The sequence below is a fragment of the Mycobacterium ahvazicum genome (assembly GCF_900176255.2).
Classification (GTDB): Bacteria; Actinomycetota; Actinomycetes; order Mycobacteriales; family Mycobacteriaceae; genus Mycobacterium; species Mycobacterium ahvazicum.
Map to the genome: position 1 here is coordinate 1,664,518 of NZ_FXEG02000003.1, position 15,776 is coordinate 1,680,293.

At 64.4% G+C, this 15,776-nt stretch carries 19 protein-coding genes; 11 read left to right on the forward strand and 8 right to left on the reverse strand.

Going from position 1 to position 15,776, the window contains the following annotated elements; all coding sequences use genetic code 11:
• Positions 1-22 precede the first annotated feature (22 nt).
• Positions 23-1,789, reverse strand: a complete 1,767-nt coding sequence (locus tag MAAFP003_RS20405; RefSeq protein ID WP_096289577.1) for a GNAT family N-acetyltransferase — start codon at positions 1,787-1,789, stop codon at positions 23-25.
• Positions 1,790-1,869: 80 nt separating this feature from the next.
• On the opposite strand from MAAFP003_RS20405, the gene MAAFP003_RS20410 reads away from it, so the two are divergent.
• Positions 1,870-2,649, forward strand: a complete 780-nt coding sequence (locus MAAFP003_RS20410) for an alpha/beta fold hydrolase (protein ID WP_096289578.1) — start codon at positions 1,870-1,872, stop codon at positions 2,647-2,649.
• 236 nt (positions 2,650-2,885) lie between these two features.
• Here the strand turns inward: MAAFP003_RS20410 and MAAFP003_RS20415 are convergent, their stop codons facing one another.
• Both MAAFP003_RS20415 and MAAFP003_RS20420 read right to left on the reverse strand, forming a co-directional pair.
• Entirely contained in the window at positions 2,886-3,797 is a 912-nt protein-coding gene (locus tag MAAFP003_RS20415) for a fatty acid desaturase (RefSeq protein WP_207768559.1), read from the reverse strand.
• A 152-nt stretch (positions 3,798-3,949) separates the two neighbouring features.
• Positions 3,950-4,357, reverse strand: coding sequence for a hypothetical protein (locus tag MAAFP003_RS20420; protein ID WP_096289580.1), 408 nt, complete (start codon positions 4,355-4,357; stop codon positions 3,950-3,952).
• A 517-nt stretch (positions 4,358-4,874) separates the two neighbouring features.
• Between MAAFP003_RS20420 and MAAFP003_RS20425 the strand changes: the two genes are divergently transcribed.
• From MAAFP003_RS20425 to MAAFP003_RS20440, 3 genes are all read left to right on the forward strand, one after another.
• Positions 4,875-5,642, forward strand: coding sequence for an aspartyl/asparaginyl beta-hydroxylase domain-containing protein (locus MAAFP003_RS20425; protein WP_243394133.1), 768 nt, complete (start codon positions 4,875-4,877; stop codon positions 5,640-5,642).
• Between the two features lie 120 nt (positions 5,643-5,762).
• Positions 5,763-6,431, forward strand: a complete 669-nt coding sequence (locus MAAFP003_RS20430) for an aspartyl/asparaginyl beta-hydroxylase domain-containing protein (protein ID WP_165796445.1) — start codon at positions 5,763-5,765, stop codon at positions 6,429-6,431.
• 683 nt (positions 6,432-7,114) lie between these two features.
• Entirely contained in the window at positions 7,115-7,690 is a 576-nt protein-coding gene (locus tag MAAFP003_RS20440) for a S1 family peptidase (protein WP_243394161.1), read from the forward strand.
• A gap of 28 nt (positions 7,691-7,718) precedes the next feature.
• Here the strand turns inward: MAAFP003_RS20440 and MAAFP003_RS20445 are convergent, their stop codons facing one another.
• Positions 7,719-8,285 (reverse strand): carboxymuconolactone decarboxylase family protein, encoded by a 567-nt coding sequence (locus MAAFP003_RS20445; protein WP_096289584.1) that lies wholly within the window; start codon positions 8,283-8,285, stop codon positions 7,719-7,721.
• Between the two features lie 45 nt (positions 8,286-8,330).
• Between MAAFP003_RS20445 and MAAFP003_RS20450 the strand changes: the two genes are divergently transcribed.
• Positions 8,331-9,119 (forward strand): SDR family NAD(P)-dependent oxidoreductase, encoded by a 789-nt coding sequence (locus MAAFP003_RS20450; RefSeq protein WP_096289585.1) that lies wholly within the window; start codon positions 8,331-8,333, stop codon positions 9,117-9,119.
• Positions 9,120-9,181: 62 nt separating this feature from the next.
• Here the strand turns inward: MAAFP003_RS20450 and MAAFP003_RS20455 are convergent, their stop codons facing one another.
• Complete coding sequence (locus MAAFP003_RS20455; RefSeq protein ID WP_096289586.1) at positions 9,182-9,994, reverse strand: SDR family NAD(P)-dependent oxidoreductase; 813 nt, start codon at positions 9,992-9,994, stop codon at positions 9,182-9,184.
• A gap of 93 nt (positions 9,995-10,087) precedes the next feature.
• Here MAAFP003_RS20455 and MAAFP003_RS20460 point away from each other — a divergent pair, with 93 nt between their 5' ends.
• The 4 genes from MAAFP003_RS20460 (at position 10,088) to MAAFP003_RS20475 (ending at position 12,706) form a co-directional block, all read left to right on the forward strand.
• A complete protein-coding gene (locus MAAFP003_RS20460) occupies positions 10,088-11,077 on the forward strand; it encodes an NAD-dependent epimerase/dehydratase family protein (protein WP_096289587.1) in 990 nt (329 codons plus the stop codon).
• Positions 11,078-11,088: 11 nt separating this feature from the next.
• Positions 11,089-11,667, forward strand: coding sequence for a TetR/AcrR family transcriptional regulator (locus tag MAAFP003_RS20465; RefSeq protein WP_096289588.1), 579 nt, complete (start codon positions 11,089-11,091; stop codon positions 11,665-11,667).
• Between the two features lie 74 nt (positions 11,668-11,741).
• Positions 11,742-12,089 (forward strand): DUF732 domain-containing protein, encoded by a 348-nt coding sequence (locus tag MAAFP003_RS20470; protein WP_423790915.1) that lies wholly within the window; start codon positions 11,742-11,744, stop codon positions 12,087-12,089.
• A gap of 203 nt (positions 12,090-12,292) precedes the next feature.
• Positions 12,293-12,706 carry a hypothetical protein gene (locus MAAFP003_RS20475; protein WP_096289589.1) on the forward strand — a complete coding sequence of 138 codons (414 nt, stop codon included), beginning with the start codon at positions 12,293-12,295 and terminating at the stop codon, positions 12,704-12,706.
• A gap of 16 nt (positions 12,707-12,722) precedes the next feature.
• Here MAAFP003_RS20475 and MAAFP003_RS20480 read toward each other — a convergent pair whose 3' ends face one another.
• On the reverse strand, positions 12,723-13,328 hold the full coding sequence (locus MAAFP003_RS20480) for a DUF1345 domain-containing protein (protein WP_096291294.1): 606 nt from the start codon (positions 13,326-13,328) through the stop codon (positions 12,723-12,725).
• Positions 13,329-13,733: 405 nt separating this feature from the next.
• On the opposite strand from MAAFP003_RS20480, the gene MAAFP003_RS20485 reads away from it, so the two are divergent.
• A complete protein-coding gene (locus tag MAAFP003_RS20485; RefSeq protein WP_096289590.1) occupies positions 13,734-14,033 on the forward strand; it encodes a DUF732 domain-containing protein in 300 nt (99 codons plus the stop codon).
• 19 nt (positions 14,034-14,052) lie between these two features.
• Here the strand turns inward: MAAFP003_RS20485 and MAAFP003_RS20490 are convergent, their stop codons facing one another.
• Together MAAFP003_RS20490 and MAAFP003_RS20495 are read right to left on the reverse strand one after the other, a co-directional pair.
• Positions 14,053-14,562: an Rv2253 family sensor-like surface protein gene (locus MAAFP003_RS20490; RefSeq protein WP_207768560.1), complete on the reverse strand. Its 510-nt coding sequence runs from the start codon at positions 14,560-14,562 to the stop codon at positions 14,053-14,055.
• Positions 14,563-14,676: 114 nt separating this feature from the next.
• Entirely contained in the window at positions 14,677-15,273 is a 597-nt protein-coding gene (locus MAAFP003_RS20495) for an NUDIX domain-containing protein (protein ID WP_207768561.1), read from the reverse strand.
• On the opposite strand from MAAFP003_RS20495, the gene MAAFP003_RS20500 reads away from it, so the two are divergent.
• The gene (locus MAAFP003_RS20500) at positions 15,272-15,643 is read left to right on the forward strand and encodes a nuclear transport factor 2 family protein (RefSeq protein WP_096289592.1); all 372 of its coding nucleotides are present in this window, start codon (positions 15,272-15,274) and stop codon (positions 15,641-15,643) included. The genes MAAFP003_RS20495 and MAAFP003_RS20500 overlap by 2 nt on opposite strands.
• Positions 15,644-15,776 lie beyond the last annotated feature (133 nt).

Consider the following 15,776-nt stretch of genomic DNA (forward strand, 5'->3'; position numbering starts at 1 on the left):
GCCGGTTAGTCAGCTCGGCTAATCAGATGGTGCATTTCAGCCCGACGTGGGCGGCGTGGTACCCGAGCCGGCGATAGAACGCCAACGCCCTTTCGCGAGCCTCGTCCGTGGTCACCTGCGCCAGCTGCGCCCCGTGTGCTCGGCCGTAGTTGTGCGCCCACTCGACGAGTGCAGTACCAAGGCCCTGTCCACGCTCGGCTTTGGCGACCCGTAAACCCTCGATCTGCAGCCGGGTGGCACCGCCGCGGGAAAGGCCGGGAATGACGGTCAATTGCACCGTCGCGACGACCATGTCGGAACTGTTCAGGACGACTCCGAGATAGTTGGATCGGTTGCGAACGACGAGGTCGTAGGCCGTCTCGTAGCGTTCGAGTTGGGCGTCTTCGCGATCCTGACTGAATTCGTCGTCGGAGAGCAGCTGGGCGATCACCCCCACGTGTTCGCGCGCCGCGCGCTGCACACGGAATGTGCGGCCCGACACCTGCAGCAGTCCTCGAACCGAGGACTGTGCCAGCGCCTGTAGGCGCGCCACCAACAGGTCCAGCCACGCCCCCACGTTGGTTCGTGCCTCCGCGGTATCTGGATAGCGGCATCGCAGATGCAGCCCCGACTCGTCCTGGATGAACCAGAGCATCACGCCGTCGGTGTCAACGCTCGCGCTCACATACTGGGCGTCGAGTCCGACCGAGTCGATGCGCACCGGAAGTTTGCGTTGGTCCAGCCAGGAAATCGCGAACATGCCCGGCGCAACGGGCATTCCACCCCACGGAGCCAGTACGTCGGCCAGTGGCCAGGAACCCAGCTGCACCGCTTCTTTGACGGCGGCGGCCGCGGCGGACGGCTCGGCCACCGCCGACTCCAATACCGAATTGGTGATGAACCAGCCCACCGAGTCGTGCCATTTTTCTTCAAATCGGCTGTGCACGGGGAACACCGCGCGCAGTGGGACCCCGGCCAACTCGCGGGTCACCGCAGTCATGGCGACCACCGCAAGCGCCAGCGTCGAGACACCGTCCTCGCGTGCCTGCTCGGCAAACGCGGCGCCATCATCGACGTCGAACACGTCACGCACTTCAACGCGTTCGGGATGCGGCCCGAATTCGTCCAACGGCAGCGGAAACCGTGGCATGACCCCACCGCTGTCGTTGATGATTTGTGCCCATCGGGCGCGCACATGGTCCGGTGCCGCAGGACGGTCCAACAGTGCTTGCGTGTGCACGACAAATGCCGGCGGCGGCTGCAGCAACGGCTTACGACCGATGCGCGCGTCAGCGAGCACCGACAACAGGTCCCGGGCAATCACCAGCATCGACCACATGTCCACGTGGGCGTGGTCGGCGGCGATCACCACCGTCAATCCGGCGGCAGTCTCCAACACACACAACCGATGCGAGGGCCGCGCATAGGGCGAGCACGCCGCATTGAGAACTACTCGCAATGCGTCGTTGACCGCCTGGCCCGGAGTGATCTCATGCTCGACCCATCTGTCCGGGTGAATATCGATCTCATGCAGCTGCGGTTCGCCGTCCGGCCCGGGTGTGAATGCCGTTCGTAGCGTGCCGTGACGGGCGATCACCGCCAGCCACGCATCGGCCAACGATTGGCGGCTGACCCCCGCAGACAACCGAATGGACAGAGCCATCCAGGAACCGGGCCGTGGGCCCGCACCAACGTGCATGCGTTGGTCAAAAGACACCGGGAGCTGCCGGCCGAGGTCAGACACCGACACGTCGTAGCCCCAGAGTCGTCCGAAGGGTAGCCGCAGGTGCGCCACGTTGGTCAGCCGCATGGCGGTACCCTAACGCCCCAGATAGCCTGAATGCTCGGTCAGCGCGGGGCGAGCCGTCGGGTCGTGAAAAGAGTTGCGTGATGTCCACTTTCGTGGTTCCTGGAGCAGAGCTTGCGGTTGAACTGAGCGACGAGGGTGGTCATCCGGTTGTTCAATTGCACGGACTTACCTCCAGCCGCGCGCGTGACCGGGTACTCAATCTCGACCTCGGCAGGGGCCTCAGCGGGACCCGACTGTTGCGGTACGACGCACGCGGCCATGGCAAGTCGACTGGGCGCAAGGTCGACGAGGATTACCGATGGGAAAGCCTTGCCGAGGATCTTCTGCAGCTGCTCGACAAATGGTTTCCCGGCGAACGGGTGCACGGAGTCGGCCCGTCCATGGGTACCGGCACGCTGCTGCACGCGGCTGCCCGCGAGCCGGACCGCTTCGCCGGCCTCACGCTCATGGTCCCGGCCACCGCGTGGGAAACCCGGCCCGCGCAGGCGGCCATCTACCGGGCTGCGGCCGAACTTATCGAAACCGAGGGAGTCGGGGCGTTCATCGCGTCGGCGCGTGGGGCGACTCCGCCGCCAGCCACGGTCGGCGCGCCCGAAACAGTTCCGGATGTGGCCGATGCACTGCTGCCGTCACTGTTTCGAGGCGCGGCTCTCAGCGACCTGCCCGCTCGCGAAGCGGTCGCACGAATCGATGTACCGACGACGATTCTTGCCTGGGTCGGTGACCCGGCGCATCCGATGTCGACGGCGGAATCGCTTGCGACACTGATGCCGCGGTCAACGCTCACCGTGGCGCACGTCCCGGCCGATGTCGAGACCTGGCCCCAGATCCTGAGCCAAGACGTCGCCCGCAGAGGCTGACTTGTTCGGCCGATGAATACCGCTGCTATTGAGCGCACCGCCCGACCACGACGTCGGCCCAACGCGGCGGCGACGTCGTCAGGTGACCAGATTGGGACCGGTTGTCGCACAACGAGCTCAGACCTGAACCAGATGTACCAACTGATGGATCCCCAGGCGACCAACCGTAACCGCTCCCGGACCGGCGCCGGCGAAGTCCGCAACAACGGAGCCACAGTCCTTGTCTCGCTTGCCTTTTAGCCTCGCTCGATTGAGTTTTTTCGAAGCAATGTTGGCTGCCGAAGGTCGGCCGAATCAGCCGAGATCGGCCCACGCAGTTGCCGCGCCGCGGCCGTGAACCAGCCGAGGTGGAATTCGTCACCGTCGGCCAAGAATGCCGAGCGAAGTTCGTACCAGGGCAGGCCCGGATGCCGGTGATGAACGCTGTGCAAATTGAATGCGAGGACGAATCGTTCCAAAGCTCGCGGCAGCCGAAGATTCAGCGCCTCCAACCGCGCGTCGAGCCGGGTGCCGTAGTGGTATGCGTTGTCCGCGATAGAGATCAAAACCGCGCGCGCAGCGATCGCGACGGCCAGCATCCAAACGTGCCGACCGTAGGCGAAGCCCGCGGCCGCATACACCGCGCCCACCAAAACCGCGTCCGAGCGGAACTCCCCCAGGTGCCGTCGGCTGATGCCCTCGAGCAACATGCCGCCGAACGTGTCGGGCGAGTCGAGCAGGCGCCCCAGGTAGCGCCAGAGCCGGCGCGGCGCGGCGACGAGCAACACTGAAGCGGCCTCAATGACGTAAAGCCCGCCCAGAAGGTGCAGGTAGTACGCGGGAGCCGCCGCAGCCCAACTTGAGGTTGCCGGATCAAAGACCTCGGTCCGCTCCCGGCGGGTCCGGTTGTACCGGTGATGCAACAGATGAGCGGACTTGAGCAGCACAAATGGCGCGCCATAGCCGATGGCAAGCACCCGACCGCAGCCATCGTTCCATTTCCTTTGCCGCATCAATGTGCCGTGGATGGCCTCGTGGATCAGCGACCAGAACGGCATCGAGAGCAGCGCGATCGGCGCCAGCAGCCATCCGAAGCCCGGATCCGCCGGCAGCAACCAGAGCGGCAGGACCAATAGCTGGAGGCATAGGCCGGCCAGCGCCACCGCCACTAACACGCACGAGGTGACGCGGCCAGACTTGCCATCTTGTTCGGCTCGCCAGGTCGACGACTGGATTACTGCCATGACCGCCTGCTCCCCTGTTCAGGATCGGTTGACGCGATACGGGCCGGACCCCGCCGCGAACGGTGGCGGCCGCGCGCTCAGCGAACGGACGCCCCCTTGGTGCCAGCGCCCCTTCTGGCCAGCACGAGCAGCGCACCGGCGTAAAGGAAGTCCGACGCGGTGCCCACAATCACGGGGGGTGCAATCGTCACCGCGATGTCGGGTGTGGCCGCCAGCTCGTGGCCCACGTACAGCCAAATCGCACTCAGCGTCGAAGTTCCCAGCGCGGCCAACCAGAAGCCGCGCACGGGATTCGACGGCACGCGGAAAAGCCGTTCGAGCACCAGCACCGCCACCAGGGTCGCGATCACGCTCAGTGCCAGCTGTGCGAAGCCCGCGCGCACCGCGACCTCCAAGCCGAGCCGGTGGTGAGTAAACGCCGCCCAGCAACCGTATGCCCCGCCCCCGATCAGCGCGGCCAACACTGGCCGGGCGTGCTCCCTCACGCGCCCACAGCGGGTGGCCGGTACCCGATCGACGCGAGCAGTTCTGTGACATGCAATTTGATGGAAGGTGAATTGATGGTGAGAGAATTTATCTCGTCGAAAACCGCAGTACGCATGACAACCCTTTTTCTTGGGTACGTTAAGCATTGATTCATCTTGCCGCTATTGCATTCTTCGCGAACATCCTCGCATCGCAGTGGCTAATCCGCAATGACATCGGCTCCGATTCCCGCGTCTCGAGCCAGTGGTAGCCCTCCGGCGGGCAAGATAACCTGTCAGTCCCGTTGCCATTACATGGCCGGTCGGTGACGAAACATGTTGGCCGGCGCGTGTGTTGAGCGAATAACGAGGTTGCGGCTAGGGTCGGGTCGGGCCCTTCGGGACCTGGACAGGATCGGCCCTATATGTATTGCGAGATAGCGGCCACAGAAAGGCTGAATTCATGGCAGGTTCCGTCCGGCGCACCGCGGGAATCGAAGACACTTTGAACCGGCCTGGACTCATAAATCGTGCGTTGATGCATATAGTCGAATGGGCCCAGGAGCTCAACGAGAAGTACGCGAAACTCGGTAATCGACCGATGTATGACGTCGAGGAGTTTCCGTGGGCGATGGACATCGAGCGTGAATGGCACCAGGTCCGCGCCGAACTCGATAGCCTGCTAATCCGCAAGGAGGAGCTGCCCGGCTGCCACGAGATCTTGAGTGAGCTGCGCTCGATCAGCACCGACCGCGACTGGAAAACGTTCGTCTTGGCCTGCTACGGCGCCAAGTCGGCCGAGGCCATTCGCCGGTGCCCGCAAACGTGGCGCATCCTGCACACGATCCCGGGTATGAAGACGGCGATGTTCTCGGTCCTCGAGCCGGGAAAGCACCTCAAGCCACATCGCGGACCCTACAACGGCGTGCTCCGCCTCCACCTCGGCCTGCTCGTGCCGGACGCCGCGCCCGGCACGGTTGCGATCAGCGTGGACGACACCGTCTGCGAGTGGGACGAAGGCAAGATCCTGATCTTCGACGACTCATACGAGCACGAGGCGTGGAACCGCTCCAACGAAACCCGCGTCGTGCTGTTCGTCGACTTCGTCAAGCCGCTGCGTTTCCCGGCCTCCCTCGTCAATTGGCTGCTCCTCAACATCGCCGCCTTCACCCCGTTCATCAGGGAGGGAAAGAAGGCGCACAAGAAATGGGAGAAGACCTTTTACCGAAACGGGGACTCGCTGGACACTGCCGCGCCGTCAGCGCCCGCCGTTGTCCCGACGCAACGCTCGAGCCGTGCGGTTTAAGCCGTACGAGCGAGCGGAATGTTCTCTAGGACAGCCGAATACAAGATGGTAGGGCTCAAGTCCGGCCGCGAACTGATCATCGCCTTCGGCCTCTGGCTGTTACCGATCATCGACTGGATCATGATGCGGTTCGCGGCGACTGAGGAATACCAGGTCTTCCCGAACGAAGTGTTTCCCTGGACGACCGACCTCGCCGAGAGCTGGACCGCCATCCGCGACGAGGCCCGGGAGGTGATGCGCGACCCGATGTCGGTTCCCGCGTTGCGCGAGATTTCGGTCGATCATGAAAAGATCGCGGTCGATGAGCGCTGGCGCTCCTTTTTCCTTTGGGGCTACGGGATCCGCAGCGAGGTCAACTGCGGCCGCTGCCCAGAGACGGCGCGGGCCCTCGAGCGCATCCCGGGCCTGATGACCGCCATGTACTCGGTAATGCTGCCCGGCGCACACGTGCCGCGCCATACCGGGCCGACCAAGGCCATCGTCACCGCCCATCTGGGCCTCACCGTGCCGCGTGACCGCCAGAACTGTCGGATGACGATCGGCGACCATGAGGTGGTGTGGCAGGAGGGCCACATCGCGATCTTTGACGACATGTTCCCGCACGAGGTGTGGAACGACACCGAGGATCACCGCGTGATCCTGCTGCTTCACGTGAAGCGGCCGCTGCGCTTCCCCGGCTCGCTGGTGCGCGACACCTTGTTCGGTCTGTTACGGGCGAGTCCTTTCGTGCGCGACGGGGTGCGCAATATTGAGCGGTGGCACCAGAGGCAAGCTGCCGCAATGGATTAACGGTGCGCCTTCGTCGTGACTGTCGGCGGACAGATTGTCACCGCCACCCTGAATCGCCCGTACGCACCCGACATCGTCCCGAGCGGCCACATCCCCTAAGCGCCGTGGGTCATGGGCGGGTCAGCATTCGCAGACAACTGGAGTCTTTAGTCCCTAGTGGCCGGTCCGGTACCGACGCGACGATGGGGTTCTGGGCGCAAGTCAGCAGGCACCCAGATGGGCCCGCGTCGGATCCGGATTCAGCACCCTTCCGGCGCGGGCCCGCTTACAGCATCACCGAAAGCCATCGCCTTGGTAGCCGCGACGGCCCGACGGTTGGGGTCAACAACATGAATTGGCGTGTGATCATCTATGCGGACATCCCTCACCAGGGCCCCGCAAGACCGTTTGTCGAGCAATCGCCGATGTTCACCGACTGGGAATCCATCGGTGGCACACAGCGCAGAGTCACGCTAACCGTGCCAGACACCGCCGCCGACGATCCCGGCTCGGCGTGTGAGGTCGCCAAGCGAGAACTTGAGAAACGCCTCACTATGTTGCGGGGCATCAGTGACTGCGTCGCAACTCCTCTGGACTAGTCGGTGAAGCGCACAAGCCGCGTCTCGGTCCATGCCACGGCAGTATGGTTTCGGAGTCTCGCGATCGGAAGTGCCGTGCTGATTGGGGCCACGGCGCTCGCCGCCATGGCGCGAGCCGCCGCACCTCCGATGCCGGGCGTCGAGGTCGACGATGAAAGCGGCAGATGCACAGCGGGTTTCGCGACTCAAGGCAGCGATAACAGCTACTACCTGTTGACCAGTGGGCACTGCGATGCGCACGACGGTTCGATATGGACTTACGAGCAGGATGTCCCGCTGGGAAGAATCACCGCGAGCGAGAACGATGGCGATAACAAGGACGCCGCCATCATCCGCCTTGACCCGAGCGTCGGGGTACCGGTGGGAGATGTCGGCGGCAAGTACCCGGTCCGAGATGTCCTGAGTCCCTCCCAGATTCAGGTGGGCACGCCGTTCTGCAAGCTCGGCGCGGTCACCGGTGAGACTTGCGGCACCGTCAAGAGCGTCGACGACGGAGTGGTCGAAGCCAGCGTCTACAGCTTGAAAGGCGACAGCGGGAGCCCTGGCTTCGTGAAGAACGCGGACGGCAGCGTTAGCGCAGTCGGCATCTTGATGTCTTCACCGGAAGGTGACGACCATACGACGTACTTCACACTCGTGTATCCACTGCTCGGCCGGTGGGGCTTGCGCATTCTCCCCTGAGCATGGCTGAAGGATCGGCTTGGCATTCTCACACCGCCTTGGCCGCGTCGACCTGGTCCCGGCCGTATTCGATGACAGGTGGCGAATCGCCGTACACGTTGAGGGTGTGGATAAAGCGATGCAACCCCATGACGCCCGCACAGGTGAACCCGAGTTCGATGATCTGTGCCGCGGTGAAGTGCTCACCCAGCCGCTGGTAGAACTCGTCGTCGATCGCATGATGGTCCGCCGAGAGCAGATCGAGGAACTCGACCGCCAGCTGCTCCTGTGGGGTGAGCGTGTCGTGGCCCGGCGCGAGCAGGCAGACGACGTCCTCGTCGGTGATCGAATCATGTTTGCGCGACTGGCTGCACGGCTCACATTCACCGAGTTGGGCGCTGCGGATGCGCAATAGCTCGAGAATGCGTCCGCCGAGCAGAGTGCCGGCACCGAGGTGGGTCCGCGCCGTGTTCACCTGTTCGAGCTGCGCGCTGCGATAGGCGAAGATCTGCAACGGTACCGGCGTCGCGTAGAGCCCGGCGGCCACGCCGGCATCGACGATCTCGCGCGAGTGCGCGCTGAGTTCTTCCATCGGGATTGGTGCAATACGCGGCATTAATTCAGGCTATCTTTTGCGTGCGGCACTGAAAAGGAGAAATCGATGTCCAGACTCGCCGGAAAGGTCGCAATAGTTACCGGAGGGGCTGGCGGGATTGGTGCGGCGACCGCGGCCGAATTGGCCCGTGAAGGCGCGGCGGTTGCCGTCGTCGATATCGATGAAGTCAAAGCCGAAGAGGTCGCCGACCGGATTCGGCACAGCGGCGCGCGAGCAATCGGCCTCGGCGGCGATCTTGCCGAGGAAGACGTGGCGCGCTCGGTGGTGCACGCCACCGTCGCAGAGTTCGGGCGCATCGATGTCCTGCACAACAATGCGGCGCTGACGGCCAGCAGCTTCCTGGCCCGCGACACCACCGTCTCCGAGATGCCTCTCGATGTGTGGCAGCGATCCATGGAGGCCAACCTCGGCAGTCAGCTGCTGATGTGCAAACACGCCGTGCCCGAAATGCGAAGCACCGGTGGCGGTTCCATCGTCAACATGTCGTCGGGCGCGGCGCTCTCGGGTGACCGCACCCGCCTGGCTTACGGCGTCTCGAAGGCGGGGGTGCACGCCCTGACGATGTATGTGGCCACCAGCGAAGGCAAGGCCGGCATCCGGGCGAACACGATCGTGCCCGGCTTGATCCTGACCGACGCCGTGCGCGCGCACCTGTCCCCCGACATCCTCGACGGCCTGGGCCGGGCCACGCTGACGCCGTACGTAGGACAGCCACAAGACGTCGCAGAACTTGTTCTTTTTCTGGCTTCCGAGCAGTCCCGCTACATCACGGGACAAATGATTTCTATTGACGGCGGGATGTCAGCGCATGTCTCGATGAATACCGGCGATTAATTAGTCGCAGCGGTTATCAACACAACCGCGATGGCGACCGGCGGACGTGAATTAACGAATCGTTATTGAGTTGTCGGTCCGAGAGCGTATGCCCCGGTTTCCGGGTGGTGGTACCAGCCGCTGGCGGCATGGGTGCCCCCGTCGACGTGGATCGTTTGGCCGGTGACGTAGCTGGACATGTCGGAGGCGAGAAACACTGCCGCCCCGGCCATTTCGTCGACGTGACCCGCGCGTCCCATCGGGACCGTGAAGCCCATCCGCTGCTGGGATCCCGGCGGCGCGATCTGCTCGAGACCTTCGGTCCAGGTGATGTCGGGGGCCAGCGCGTTGACCCTGATGCCGTGCGGTGCGAGTTCGAGCGCGGCGGTCTTGGTGTAGTTGATGACACCGGCCTTGGCGGCCGCGTAGGTCGCATAGCCGGGTGCGGCACGCACGCCCTCGATCGAGGTGACGCTGATGATGCTGCCGGGCAGCTTCTGCTCGACGAGGACGCGGGCCACTCGCTGCGTGCAGAGATAGACATGCCGCAGGTTCGACTTGTACAGGGCATCCCAGCCGTTCTCGCTGGTGTCGAGGATTCCCGACCAGAAGACACCGCCCGCGTTGTTGACCAGGATTGACACCGTCCCGAGCTCGCCCGCGGTCTGTTCCAGCGCGGCGTCGACCGCGGCGCTGTCCCGAACGTCCACCGGAATGCCCAGAGCGCCGATCTCGTCGGCGGCGGCCGCGCAGGTATCGGGGTTGCGTTCCCAGATCGCGACTCGCGCACCGAATGCCGTCAGCCCGGCCGCGATGCCGCGCCCGATGCCCGCACCGCCGCCGGTGACGACCGCGACGCGGTTGGTCAGCAGCACGCTGGCGGGGGTGAGTGCCATGGAGTCGACTATAGAACAATCCCACTTCAAGGCTTACAGTTCTCACTAAATATGTTCGATATGTAACGCATGGCTAGTTCCAGGGAGGCTGCGATGGCCAGCACGATCTTCGTCACCGGCGCCACCGGTCAGACCGGCGGCAACGTCTGTGAGCAGTTGATCGAGCGCGGCGACCACGTCCGCGCCCTGGTGCGCAATCCCGACGACGCGGTCGCGCTGGCCGAGATCGGCGTCGAGTTGGTCAAGGGCGATATCAGCGACACCGATGATGTGCTCCATGCGGCCAAGGGCGCCGAGGCCGCGATCCACTGCGCCGCGCTGCTGGGCGGTGCCAGTCAGGACCTCGACGACTTCAAGGCCGTCAATGTCGACGGCACGACAAACGTCCTAGACGCGGGCAAGGCGCACGGCATGCGCCGAGTCGTCGCCCTGAGCACCGCCACCTTCCTCGACCTGAGCACGGGCGTCGATTTCGAAGAGGCGCCATTGCTCGAGAACCCGCCCAACGACCCCTACACCGTCACCAAGCTCGCCGCCTTTCAGGAGGCCCACCGGCGCGCGGACGCCGGCGACGACGTGCTGACGTGTCACCCGGGCGCCATCTTCGGGCCCGGCCTGGTGGTGGAACGCGCGTTGCACCGCACCAGTTTCAATCGGGTGCTGTTGGCGGGCATGCGCGGAAAGATCAAGCGCTACTTGGCTTTTCCGGTGACCTGGGTGGCCGGAGCGGATGTCGCGAAGGGCTCGATCGCCGCGCTGGACAACGGGGTGGCCGGCGAGCGCTACCTGTTGGTCGGCCGGCCCGAGGACACCTTCAGCACGGCGGGCGGCATCAACCGCGCCTGCGAGGTGGCCGGAATCGAGCACCGCGTCGAGGATCTCGACTACCGCACCGATTCCGCGGCGCTGACCGCCGAATTCGGGCCCACCCTGATGGCCATCGCGGAAGCCGCGGCCCGCAGCGAGCGTAAGCCCAGAACCAAAGACAACCTGACCGCCCGGCGCCTCGGGTATGTGCCGATGTCCTTCGACGATGGGCTGCGGCTGTTGATCTCGTGGCTGCGCAAACTCGGCAAGCTGTAGGGGCCGCCACGGTGTCGACCGCCGAATCGCGCAGACCCCGTTCAGATCACGGAGATCTGTCCGACCGAATCCTGGACGCGGCGCAGCGGCTGATCTTCCGGACCGGCGCCCGCAAACTGTCACTGTCGGACGTGGCAACGCTGGCCGGGGTGTCGAGACCCACCATCTATCGCTACTTCGTGTCCAAAGAAGACCTGATCGACGCGATGGGAAAACGCGAACGCCGTCGGTTCGGTACGGCGATGGACGACGCGATGTCGGGAGTCGTCGGTGTCGCACGATTGGAGGCGGCGCTCGACGTCGTCGCAGCATTCCTCGAGGCTCAGCCGCCCGGGCGGCTGCTCGACCTCGAGCCGGGCTTCGCCCACGACCAGATGGCCGCGGCACTACCCATGATCACCCAAGGGCTGATAGGGGTCTTGCAGCGCTGCGCCCGCGAGGGGGCGCTGGCCGGGACGGTGGATCCCCGCGACCTTGCCGGCGCCATCGCACGGACTGCCTTGAGCCACTACATATTTCCCGAGACTGATCGCGGCGCGGCTCGTCGACAGATCCGGGCCGCCGCCGGTCTCGGCGGCCCCCGCCCATGATGGCCAAGATTGTCAGAGCTCAACGGCTATCCCGACTTTCTTTGTTCTTCACACATTTGGCGCACACTGACTCCATGTCCACATCTGCCTGGCTGGTCAGAATTACCGCTCCCGCAATGATTAGTGCCGCCCTGGTTGCGAGCGCACCGATGGCGACTGCCGATCCCGTCAATGACGGATACCTTGCTCAACTACGCGCCGCCGGCCTGTCCTGGCCACCGGGACACGAGGGCGCCCTGATCGGGATGGCCCAGCTCATTTGTGACGATCTCGGCTGGGGCTGGTCGGCGGACCAGATATCCCGGGACGTGCACGCCAACTTGGACCCCAGAGGCATTACGATCGGCGACGTCGCATCCATGGTCGGCATCGCGCACGCGACCTATTGCCCTAACCAGAGGTGCTGGGCCCCGCACTGCTGAATGCCGCGACACGGTAGCGATCCGGGACGCATGTCGACTTCATAGAAGATTTCGGGACAGCCGACCAATTTCTCTATCAATTCGCTATGCGTCTCGGAGCAAACGGATACTCCGCTTCAGTTTGCTGATACGTTCTCGTCTGGCCCGCGCGGCGGTGAAACCAGGAGATGAGGACGGAAAAGATGAGGGCAAGCGGATTAATCGTGGCGACCGCATTCTTTGCTGGCGCGGCCACGTTGCCGGCACTACCAGCCTCGGCCGAGCCACTGGCCGCTCCCGACGACACGAAATTGAACGGTGTCTACCACTACGCGGACGAGGACGGTGACACCGGAACGTGGACGATCAACACCACGTGCAAGCAGGTCTGCGTGGCTCACGTGACGACCGCTCCGGGTCAAGGATTCAACGCCCCGCTGATCGACGGCCAGTACAGCGTGACGCGCACCATCCCGGAGGCCGCGATCTGTCCGAACGACAACAGCCTGCATCCGGTCACCGTCCAACAATCGTGGGACCCGCTCACGCTCACCGGCCTTGCCGTCTTCTTGGACAGCACCGCGCCATGCGGCCTCACCGACTCGCACGACATCTTCACCCTGACGAAAATCGGCTAGCTGCAACACCTTTCGATCACACCTTGGAGCCCAGCCCCGCGATCAAATTGATCGTGACCGCCAGAACCACCGCGCCGAGCAGGTAAGACACCAGCGCCTGACGCAACACCGCGGCGCGAATGGACGTCAGATTGATCTCGGTGTCTGACACCTGATACGTCATGCCGACGGTGAAGGCGACATACGCGAAGTCCTGAAATCGCGGCGGCTCCGGATCATGGAAATCGATGCCGCCGGGATTGCCGGAGTAGTAGAGCCGCGCGTAGTGCACGGTGTACAGCGTGTGCACGGCGAACCAGGACGCCGCCACGCTCAGAATGCCGACGACGGCCGCTTGGAGGGCCTCGGCGCCGGAGCGTGACCCGGCGGCCACCACATATCCGACGCCACCCAAGCTCGCGACGCTTGCGGTCAGGATGATCGCGTCCGCGAGCCACCGGGTCGGGTCTTCTCGCGTCGACCACTCGCGGGTCTGGTCAGCGTCCATTCCGCGCAGGATGAGCTGCGTCCACACCACATACACCCCGGCGGCGGTGATCCAGCCGACCAGCGCATACCGCGAACCGAGGGCATGTCCCACCAGGATGGCGACGACCACGCCGAGCACCACGACTACCGCCATCCGAACCGCGACGGTGTCGCGGAACAATTTCACCCAAGACGCCACATCCCGACCTAACCATCATCCGATAGCGACACTCGGGAGAAACTCCGAAAAAGACATCATTGCCGATGTTCACTATTTCGTGGGTATGGGAATTTCACAGTTTTTCATGTCGTAGCCTGCCCATTTGCTGCCGGCCAGGACGACACCGAACCAATTGCGGTCCCCGCTTTGCCGTCGAATGGCCTCACCAACGCCGCGCCCAGCAACGTATCCGTCAGAAACATCGTGCTCTCAAGCGCGCCGACCGCGCGACGAGTACGGTGCTAATCTTTGCCCGCTGCGTCAATTCGGCGCGCACAGCCGCGTTAAGAATCGCATAATGATGCGGTTGCACCGCCCCTCCCAAACAAGGAGACGACCATGATTTCCGCTCGCAAACTGTGCTTATTGACGGTCCCCGCCATTGCTGCCGCCGCGTTGACCGTGGGCACCGGGATCGCGGTCGCCGACGACGACGCTTATCTCGCACAGATCAAGAAGATCGGCCTCACCGGAGACCCCACCGGGTTGATCCAGCTCGGGCACCTGATTTGCGTCGACCGCGCCAACGGCGAGACCCCGGACCAGCTGGCGCAGGTGGTGCAGAGCAAGAACCCGGGGATCAGCCTCAGCGACGCGACCGGCGTCGTCAGCGCCGCGGAATCCAACTACTGCCCCTAATGACTTGAGCGGGCCGCGGCTATTGCGGGCCCGCTGAAAACGCCGCCACCGGCATCTCCACCGTCCCGCGGCATGGGCCGCTGGAGATGTCGGTGTGCCAGGTGCCACGTAGCGAACCGTCCGGTTGCGGCGCGTAGAACGCCCATGACGTCGCGGGTGCCCAGACTTTCGGAACGCCTTCACCCATATAGCAATCCCACTGAAAATTGAAGTGCTCCACCCAGCGGGCTCCGTCCCAGGTGTAGTGGGACGGTTGGGGCAGCGTCGGGTTTTTCGGGACCGGCCCGTTCGTCGCGGTCGCGACGCACCTGCCCGACGCGCACGACGTCACGAAGACGTAGTCGGCGCTGAAGGTGGGTTCGGCTTGACCGGCCGCCACGCTGGTGCCGGTCTTGTTCACGGCGTATCTGACCAACGAGTACTTGCCATTCCACACGGGCGTCGCGGCGTGCGCCGAAATAGCGGGCACGCCAAGGATCGCGACGACGGCGAGCACCGCGGCCAGGTAACGCGCGCACACCGTGCCCATGGTGCGGACTCGATGACGCGATGCGATATCGGCACGGACACGATCGCACGGTAATGCCGCGTCCAGCCGAAACTTCGTGGCGCCGAACGGTTCCAACCGGCCCCGCCCCGAAACTCATCGCCCGTGCAACAGGAACAACCCGTAGGCCGCCACGGACTGCGCGTCGGCGATCACCCCTGAGCGGATCATCTCCTCGACGTCTTCGCGGGAAAACCATGCGCTGCGCATGTCCTGCTCCTCGTGCTCGAGGGCTGCTTGCCCCTCGGAGATCCCGGTGGCCAGGAACACCCAGCCGCGCTGACTGGTCATGCCGGGAGCGACGTCGAGCAGGCCGAGTGCCTCGAACGACGTCGCGCTCAACCCGGTTTCCTCGCGCAGCTCGCGCGCGGCCAGCTCGGCGGGCTCGGTGTCGGCCAGATCGGGCGCCGTGCCCTGCGGGAACTCCCAGCGCCGGGCGCCCACCGGATAGCGAAACTGCTCGACCAGCCGGAACCGGCGTTCGTCATAGGGCATCACCAGCGCATAGGTCGGCTTATCCACTACGGCGTAGATGCCGGGGCTGCCATCGGGGCGGCGGATGTCGTCCTCCCGGAGGATCAGCCACGGATTCCGATAGATCTCACGCGAAGCGAGGCGTTCGATGAAAGGCACGTTGCTAGTATCACCAACCCGAAGCGACCGCCATGGCGAACAGGTAGCGTCCGGAGCCATGCCTTCCCAAGAAGCCATCACCCACACCGTCAACAGCTACCTCGCCCACGTCGCCAGCGGCGCCACCGACGAGATTGTGAACCTCTACTCCGCCGATGCCACCATCGAGGATCCCGCCGGATCGGAAGTCCGGCACGGGCAGGACGCGGTGCGCGAGTTCTACACGGCGTTCCAAGATGCCAAGAAAGACACCGAACTCGCCGAAATACGCGTCGGCGGCAACGAGGCGGCGTTCTACTGGCACCTGACACTCGATGCCGGCGACACCCGCACCCGAATTTCGCCCATCTCGCTGATGACGTTCGACGACGACGCGAAGATCACGTCGATGCGGGCGTTCTGGGGGCCGTCCGACGTCCGTGTCCTCTAGCGCAAAACCATTACAGCCCAAGAAAATACGGATTCGGCGCCGGGCTGGCCGTCGCCATAGCGGGTGTTGCGCTGGCAGAAATCGGCACAGTAGCCGATAGTCATAGCAATGTGACGTTCCCGGGAGGCAGGTG

What these genes read in the sequence shown, in the direction of transcription:
- MAAFP003_RS20500 (WP_096289592.1), top strand. Translation starts at nt 15,272, where the DNA reads ATGCCTTCCCAAGAAGCCATCACCCACACCGTCAACAGCTACCTCGCC.
- MAAFP003_RS20430 (WP_165796445.1), top strand. Translation starts at nt 5,763, where the DNA reads ATGATGCGGTTCGCGGCGACTGAGGAATACCAGGTCTTCCCGAACGAA.
- MAAFP003_RS20450 (WP_096289585.1), top strand. Translation starts at nt 8,331, where the DNA reads ATGTCCAGACTCGCCGGAAAGGTCGCAATAGTTACCGGAGGGGCTGGC.
- MAAFP003_RS20470 (WP_423790915.1), top strand. Translation starts at nt 11,742, where the DNA reads ATGTCCACATCTGCCTGGCTGGTCAGAATTACCGCTCCCGCAATGATT.
- MAAFP003_RS20440 (WP_243394161.1), top strand. Translation starts at nt 7,115, where the DNA reads ATGGCGCGAGCCGCCGCACCTCCGATGCCGGGCGTCGAGGTCGACGAT.
- MAAFP003_RS20495 (WP_207768561.1), bottom strand. Translation starts at nt 15,273, where the DNA reads ATGGCTCCGGACGCTACCTGTTCGCCATGGCGGTCGCTTCGGGTTGGT.
- MAAFP003_RS20425 (WP_243394133.1), top strand. Translation starts at nt 4,875, where the DNA reads ATGCATATAGTCGAATGGGCCCAGGAGCTCAACGAGAAGTACGCGAAA.
- MAAFP003_RS20455 (WP_096289586.1), bottom strand. Translation starts at nt 9,994, where the DNA reads ATGGCACTCACCCCCGCCAGCGTGCTGCTGACCAACCGCGTCGCGGTC.
- MAAFP003_RS20445 (WP_096289584.1), bottom strand. Translation starts at nt 8,285, where the DNA reads ATGCCGCGTATTGCACCAATCCCGATGGAAGAACTCAGCGCGCACTCG.
- MAAFP003_RS20410 (WP_096289578.1), top strand. Translation starts at nt 1,870, where the DNA reads ATGTCCACTTTCGTGGTTCCTGGAGCAGAGCTTGCGGTTGAACTGAGC.
- MAAFP003_RS20405 (WP_096289577.1), bottom strand. Translation starts at nt 1,789, where the DNA reads ATGCGGCTGACCAACGTGGCGCACCTGCGGCTACCCTTCGGACGACTC.
- MAAFP003_RS20460 (WP_096289587.1), top strand. Translation starts at nt 10,088, where the DNA reads ATGGCCAGCACGATCTTCGTCACCGGCGCCACCGGTCAGACCGGCGGC.
- MAAFP003_RS20490 (WP_207768560.1), bottom strand. Translation starts at nt 14,562, where the DNA reads ATGGGCACGGTGTGCGCGCGTTACCTGGCCGCGGTGCTCGCCGTCGTC.
- MAAFP003_RS20480 (WP_096291294.1), bottom strand. Translation starts at nt 13,328, where the DNA reads ATGGCGGTAGTCGTGGTGCTCGGCGTGGTCGTCGCCATCCTGGTGGGA.
- MAAFP003_RS20485 (WP_096289590.1), top strand. Translation starts at nt 13,734, where the DNA reads ATGATTTCCGCTCGCAAACTGTGCTTATTGACGGTCCCCGCCATTGCT.